Origin of the sequence: Arthrobacter sp. Cr_A7, from assembly GCF_029222765.1 — a bacterium.
Classification (GTDB): domain Bacteria; phylum Actinomycetota; class Actinomycetes; order Actinomycetales; family Micrococcaceae; genus Arthrobacter.
In genome coordinates this window covers 36,162-42,629 of the sequence record NZ_JARHXQ010000030.1, presented here as the reverse complement: position 1 = coordinate 42,629, position 6,468 = coordinate 36,162, and the positions used below count along the sequence as shown (strand labels likewise).

Below are 6,468 nucleotides of genomic sequence, written 5' to 3'. Positions count from 1 at the left end.
CCTGGCCGAAGCGAAGCGAGGCCAGGGAGGCGGTGGGGTGTTATTTGCGCGGTTCCAGCGTGGTCAGCACCAGTACCGTAGAAGGTGAGCGGACTGAAAGGGTTGCGTAAGGGTTGTCCTCGGTGGGCCAGCCGGTGAAGCGGGTGTCATTGAACGCGCCCCACTCCGGACCGGAGAACAGCGGCACCAGCGGTGCGGCGTCGTCGTATTCTTCCTGCAGCTTGTTGGCGATGTCCTTCTGTTTGGACTCGTCGGCCTCGGCAGCGAACTCCGCCAGCAGGGCGTCGGCGGTGGTGTCGCCGAAGCGGTGGTAGTTGTCGAACGTCTTGGTGCCCACGGGCTTGACCGTCGCAGTGCCCATGGCGGCGTTGAAGTACTTGTACGGGCTGGGATCGTTGGCGCTCCAGACGATGCCGGAGTCGAAGTCGCCCGTCTCGTAGCCGGCAACCACGGCAGCCCAGTCCGGTGACTCCACCTTTGCCGTGACGCCGACTTCTGCCAGGTTCTGCGCGATCACATTAGCCACGGACAGCCAGTCGGAAGAAGACGCTCCCACAGAGATCTTGAATTCGAACGGCTTGCCGTCCTTGAGCGTCCGCTTGCCGTCGGCACCCTTCGGGTAGCCCGCCTTGTCCAGCAGCTCATTGGCCTTCTGGACGTCCAGTTTGGTCCAGGTGCAGTTCTCCTTGACCTCGTTGTTCTTCCAGGTCTCGTAGTTACCGGACAATCCGGTGCAGTCTGCAGGCTCGGCGTAACCGCCCATGCCGATCGTGGTGACCTGCTCCCGGTCCACGGCCATGCTCAGGGCCTTACGGACATCAACATCATTGAAGGGGGCCTTGGTGGTGTTGAGCTGCCAGTTGATCATGGCGCCGGTGGCCGGGAACCAGTAGTGGCGGTGTTCCTTGTCCTTGGAAACGAACGTCTTTTCGATGTTCGGGATGTACTGCGGGGCCCAGTCCACGTCGCCGTTCGCGGCGGCGAGGTTGGCGCCGTCGTTCCCCGCAAAAGCGAGCATCTTGATACCGGCAATCTTTTGCTTTTCGGGCTGCCAGTAGTTGGGGTTCTTCTTGAGCACAAACGACTGGGCCTGGAAACTGTCAACCTCGGTGTAAGGGCCTGTGCCGACGGGCTTGGCATTGGCGTCCTTCTCCGGATCGGCAAGGGCGGACCATACGTGCTTGGGCAGGATGGTGAGGTGCCCGACATCGTAAAGGGCCGGCGACCAGGGCTTGTTGAAGGTGAACGTGACCTTATTGCCTTCGGCGCTCACGGTGTCAAGGTACTCGAAGCCGCCCTTGATCTTTTTCTGGAGCTCGAAGGTGTAAGCGACGTCCTCGGCCACGAAGGGCTGGCCGTCGGACCACTTAACGCCGTCGCGCAGGGTGAAGGTGATCGACTTGCCGTCGTCGGCGGCCTCCCATTCAGTGGCCAGCCACGGCACCGTGTCACCCTTGGCCGGGTTGAAGATCAGCAGCGATTCGTAGATGGACTGCTGGACCATTGGGTTGACGGTGGGGGCGAACGGGTTGAAGTTCTGCACGAACGTGCCCATGTCCTCACGCGGAATGGTGAGGAAGGCGCTGGCGTTCGCCGCGGCATCGGTGCCGGCAGCCTTGTTGCCGCTGGCTGCACAGCCGGTCAGCAGCAGTGCGCCTGCCGCCAGGCCGGCCGCCGTGATGCGGGCAGCCCTCAGGAATCGGGGTTGTGTCATGATGGTTGTCTCTTTCCTATCTTCATCTGCAAGGTGAAGGGGTGGGGGAGGGGTTGCTCTTCGAAAGTGATTTCGCGGTCAGACCGAAGAGCGTTCTAGCAGCGGACAGCCGACTAATTGCTGGTCGGCAATTATCGGCTGTCCTGCTGTAAGGGCTGCGAGCGTCTGGACTCCCAGGGCGCCCATTTTTTCAAACGGCAACGCAACCGTGGTCAGCTTGGGCCTGAGGTAGGCCGCAATCAGTTCCTGGTTGTCGAAGCCGATCACGGCGATGTCTCCGGGGATGGTCAGGCCCCGTTCCTTGATAGCGTCGTAAGCGCCCATCGCCATGCGGTCGTTGAGGCAGAACAGCGCGCTTGGCCTGTCCTCCTGTGGGTAGCGGTCCAGGATGCGGCACGCGGCCTCATACCCGCCGTCCGCCGTTGCGTATCCGGGGACCACGAGCTCGGGATCCAGCTCGAGTCCGGCTTCGGCGAGTGCTTCGCGTGCACCCGCCAAACGCCCGATTGCTGCGGGAATGTCCGGATCCAGGTTAATGACTCCGATCCTGCGGTGACCGGCCCGGAGCAAACGTTCGACGGCGACGCGTCCGCCCGCACGCTCGTCAGGGACGATCGAGGGCAGCTTTCCATCCGCGTCGAAGCAGTTGATCAAGACGGTGGGTACTTCATTGGCGCTCTCCGGAACGTGGACGCCGCGGTGAAAAGTTGCTGCGTACAGAAGTCCTTCCACCCGCTGCTCCAGCAGCTTTTCGGTTGCGGCATCTTCCAGGCCCTGGTTGGGTCCCACGGCATCGGCCTGGTCGGAGGGCGCGATGAGCAGGAACTTGCGGTCGAGCCAGGCTTGGTCTTGTGCACCCTTGATGATGTCGACGGCGAATGGGGCCGTCACGATCTCGGTGACAATCCCGTACCAATCACTTCGCTGCGATGCCAGTGCCCGTGCTCCGGCATTCGGGCGGTAGCCCAGCGCCTGAACAGCTTCGATGATCCGGGAGCGGGTTTCCTCGGAGATGCTGGCATTTTCGCGGTTGCTCAACACGAACGAGACGGCAGTCCGGGAAACGCCGGCGTGCTTGGCCACATCATTCATGGTGACACCCCGCTGCCGCGCAGCCGCAGCATGATTTGAGGTGGTGGTCTTCGCCATTGAATGCTCCGGAGATCGTGGTGATGTTTCTTGAGAGTAACGCGCGTTACTAGTGCGTGTGATAGAGGTTACGCGCGTTACTCTCGCACTGTCAAGGGGTATTTTTCTTGGTTATGGGGTCAGTGCCGCGCCCCTGTCCCATGGCGTTTCGCGGGGAGGTCGGGTGCTACGGGTGGGACTGCAGCTGGGGCTGATGCTGGAGGCTGGCGCGAAGTTCATCTTCAGTTGGAAGCCGGGCGCCGGCCCGGGATACGGTGATCGCGGCCGCAGCGGCCGCCATGCATCCCAGCTGGTCAAGGACTGCAGGCGCCAGGCCCCCGGCACCACGGGTGAGGAGTCCCAGGATCAGGGCCGCCATGTATGAGTCACCGGCGCCGATGGTGTCAACAACGGACGTCTTTACTGCAGCGACGGTAAGGGACGCGGCGGGTGTGGCGAGCAATGAACCTGATGGACCCGTGGTGATGACGGCCAGGTCCGCCCCCAGGCCCAGGATGTGCGTCGCGGTTTCCTCGAGGCCCTTTTCCGGGTACAGCCATCCGGCGTCCTCATCGCTGAGTTTGACGACGGCGGTGAGGTGCACCAGTTCCTCGAACGTGCGCCGTGCTTCGGCATGGCTTCCGAGCAGGGCTGGCCTGATGTTGGGGTCGTAGGTGATGATGCACTGGCTGCGGAGCTCCTGGAGGATGGCCTTGACTCCACCTGCGCCCGGTGGCAGGAAACTTGCGATCGAACCGGTGTGGAGGACCTTGGGTGGGGTGAGAGCAAGGTCCGGCGCTTTCACATCCCAGGTGATGTCGAAGGCGTAGCCCGCCGAGCCGTCGCCGGCGATGGTGGCAGTTGCCGTCGACGTTCTCTTCTGGGAGCGGGGGCCGGGCAAGAGCGTCACCCCGGCGCCGGTGAGGTGCTCCTCGAGTGCATCACCGCGGCGGTCAGCGCCCATGGAAGTTAGCAGCCCGGTGTTGACTCCCAACCGGGCCAGGCCGTAGGCGACATTCGCCGGCGACCCGCCGGGGTGTTCGTTGGTGCCCTCTGGCGTGATGACGACGTCGACGAGTGCTTCCCCGATAACGACGACGTCCAGCACCTGCCGCGGAGGGTGCGGCTTGCCGTTGTTGTGCATGTTTGTTGTTTCCTTGCTGTGGGTGCCGCCCTACGCGAGCTGCGTGACCTTAAGGCTGTTGATGGTTGCCCCGCCGCCGACGGCGTAAACGGCGAGGTCGGTGCTGGTCTCGGCCGGGAAGATCAGTTCGGTCATGGTGACCTGGCCGCCTTGGGCAAAGACTTCAACGGAGCAGCGGTCCACGTAGATGGTGAGGTCGTAGGACCCGTCCTGCGGCAGGGCAGGAGCGGTGTCGATGGAGAGGAAGGATGCGTGGAAGTCTGTCTTTCCGGATTCCCGCCGGTCCACGAACAGTTGGGCCTGGCCGGGCCGGATGCCCACACGGGTTCCCTTCGTGCCGTCCCCGCGCAGGATGAGCCCGAATTCCTCTGCACTTCCCGGCGTGAAGCTGGCGTCAATGCGCTGGACGGTGCCGGCCGCGCCGGCCAGAACCTGCACGCCGTCGTGGATGGTGGTTTCGGAAAGGCGGAAAGACTCCGGCTGGGCCAGGGCAGCCAGGTCACCCGCGGGTTGCTGGACCAGGCACAGTTTTCCATCGCTGGCCTGGAGTGAGATTTCGCGGGCGAGGCTCATCGGGCTGCGCCAGGGTGTAGTGGGGATGTGGTTGGCGTAGTCCCAGTTGTTCATCCAGGCGATCATGAGGCGGCGGTTGTCCGGGGCGTCGCTGAAGGAGACGGCGGCGTAGTAGTCCCGGCCCCAGTCCAGCCACCGGTATTCGCCAAGCCGGTCAGCGTCCTGGAGGCCTTCGGTGATGGTGCTGGCGGAGGTGAAGGTGGTTCCGTCGAAGTCTCCGATGAAGTATTGGCCGGCTGAGCCGTTGTTGGGCCCGCCGGGGTTGAGGTTGACGGTAAGGACCCACCTGAGGTTGGCCGGGTCACCGTCCACGGGGAGGGGGAAGAGGTCCGGGCATTCCCAGACGCCGCCGGTGGCGTTTGCGGGACCGAAAGTGCTCAGCAGTTCCCAGTTCTTCAGGTCGTCGGATTTGTAGAGGACCACCTGGAAGTCTTTGGCTTCGACGGCGACCATCACCCAGTAGCTGCCTGCGTCGCCGTCGTACCGGATGACTTTGGGATCACGGAACTCGGCGGACCCGCGGTTCAGGACGGGGTTGCCTGTGTGTTTTGTCCAGGTGTAGCCCCCGTCCAGGCTGTAGGCCAAGGACTGGGCCTGGACGCCCTCATGCATGGAGCCCGGTTTGTAGGCGCTGGTGTAGATCGCCACGAGCGGGGCAACGGACCCGTTGCCGAATCCGCTGGTGTTCTGACGGTCATAGACGATGCTGCCGGAAAAGATGTCTTCGTTCTCGTCGCAGGCGATGGCGACGGGGTGTTCGGTCCAGGCCAGCAGGTCGGTAGAGGTGGCGTGGCCCCAGGACATGTTGCCCCACACGTTTCCCAGCGGGTTGTTCTGGTAGTAGAGGTGATAGACGCCGTCGTGAAAAATCAGGCCGTTGGGGTCATTGAGCCAGGTGTCTTTTGCGGTGTAGTGCAGGGCCGGGCGGTAGGAGTCTGTGGTGGTCGTGCTGATCGGGGTGAGTGTATCCATGGGGTTCCTTTCGAAAGTGTGTGCTATTTGTTCGCGCCGGCCGTGAGGCCTTCGCGCAGGGTGCGTTGGCCGAAGATAAAGACGACCAGTGCGGGCAGCATGGACAGGATTACGCCGGCGAGGACCACCGATATGCTCCCGGTGCCGAGGTTGCCCTGGAGCGTGACCAGGCCGAGGGGAAGCGTGAAGTTCTGCTCGCTGATGGTGAGGATCAGTGGCCGGAAGAACTCGTTCCAGTGGAAGTTGAAGGCAAGGATCCCGACGATGGCCATGCCCGGGACCGCCAACGGAGCGTAAACGGAACGGAAGATCCGCCACGGCCCGGCACCATCAAGGGCGGCCGCTTCCGCGAAATCATTGGGCAGGCCCAGGAAGTATTGGCGCATCAGGAAAGTGCCGAAGGCGGTGGGAATGGCCGGCAGGATCAGGGCCAGCAGCGTATCGGACAGGCCCATCCCACGGATGAGCATGAACACCGGGACGATGGTGACCTGCACCGGGACCATCATGGTGGCCAGCACCAACGAAAAGATGGCCTTCTTGCCGCGGAAGTCCAGGCGTGCGAACGCGTAGCCGGCCAGGGTGGCCGAGGCCATCTGGCCAAGCGCGATCAGCCCGGTCACCAGGGCGCTGTTCAGGACCAGGAGGCCAACGTTGATCTGCCTGAACACCTCCTGGTAAGCGGTGAAGTCAGGATTGATGGGCAGGAAGGACGGGGGCAGGTTGAATGATTCCGACGGCGCCCGCAGCGACGTGGACAGCGTCCACAGGACCGGGCCGAGGGTCAGCGCGGCCGCCACGGCCAAAGCGGTGTACCGGCCCACGGTTCCGGCAGCGGGCAGGCCGCGCTTGCGGGAGCGCCTGAGGGTGGCCGGCGTGCCGGTAGTGGAACCGGAATCCTTGTCGGTCCCGGTGTGCAGGGTCTGGCTGGACATGA

Annotated in this window: 5 protein-coding genes; all 5 read right to left on the bottom strand. The window is 63.5% G+C overall.

Annotated features, from left to right (window positions below):
- Nucleotides 1–40 precede the first annotated feature (40 nt).
- The 5 genes from P2Q66_RS01655 to P2Q66_RS01635 all read right to left on the bottom strand — a co-directional run bounded on the left by P2Q66_RS01655 (nt 41) and on the right by P2Q66_RS01635 (nt 6,466).
- Complete coding sequence (locus tag P2Q66_RS01655; RefSeq protein ID WP_275725056.1) at nt 41–1,714, bottom strand: ABC transporter substrate-binding protein; 1,674 nt, start codon at nt 1,712–1,714, stop codon at nt 41–43.
- A 78-nt stretch (nt 1,715–1,792) separates the two neighbouring features.
- Complete coding sequence (locus P2Q66_RS01650; RefSeq protein ID WP_275725055.1) at nt 1,793–2,863, bottom strand: LacI family DNA-binding transcriptional regulator; 1,071 nt, start codon at nt 2,861–2,863, stop codon at nt 1,793–1,795.
- A gap of 166 nt (nt 2,864–3,029) precedes the next feature.
- Complete coding sequence (locus P2Q66_RS01645) at nt 3,030–3,986, bottom strand: carbohydrate kinase (RefSeq protein ID WP_275725054.1); 957 nt, start codon at nt 3,984–3,986, stop codon at nt 3,030–3,032.
- 30 nt (nt 3,987–4,016) lie between these two features.
- A complete protein-coding gene (locus P2Q66_RS01640; protein WP_275725052.1) occupies nt 4,017–5,531 on the bottom strand; it encodes a glycoside hydrolase family 32 protein in 1,515 nt (504 codons plus the stop codon).
- Nucleotides 5,532–5,554: 23 nt separating this feature from the next.
- A complete protein-coding gene (locus tag P2Q66_RS01635) occupies nt 5,555–6,466 on the bottom strand; it encodes a carbohydrate ABC transporter permease (RefSeq protein ID WP_275725050.1) in 912 nt (303 codons plus the stop codon).
- Nucleotides 6,467–6,468 lie beyond the last annotated feature (2 nt).

Coding starts and splice junctions, on each gene's coding strand:
- P2Q66_RS01655 (WP_275725056.1), bottom strand. CDS start 1,714: ATGACACAACCCCGATTCCTGAGGGCTGCCCGCATCACGGCGGCCGGC.
- P2Q66_RS01650 (WP_275725055.1), bottom strand. CDS start 2,863: ATGGCGAAGACCACCACCTCAAATCATGCTGCGGCTGCGCGGCAGCGG.
- P2Q66_RS01645 (WP_275725054.1), bottom strand. CDS start 3,986: ATGCACAACAACGGCAAGCCGCACCCTCCGCGGCAGGTGCTGGACGTC.
- P2Q66_RS01640 (WP_275725052.1), bottom strand. CDS start 5,531: ATGGATACACTCACCCCGATCAGCACGACCACCACAGACTCCTACCGC.
- P2Q66_RS01635 (WP_275725050.1), bottom strand. CDS start 6,466: ATGTCCAGCCAGACCCTGCACACCGGGACCGACAAGGATTCCGGTTCC.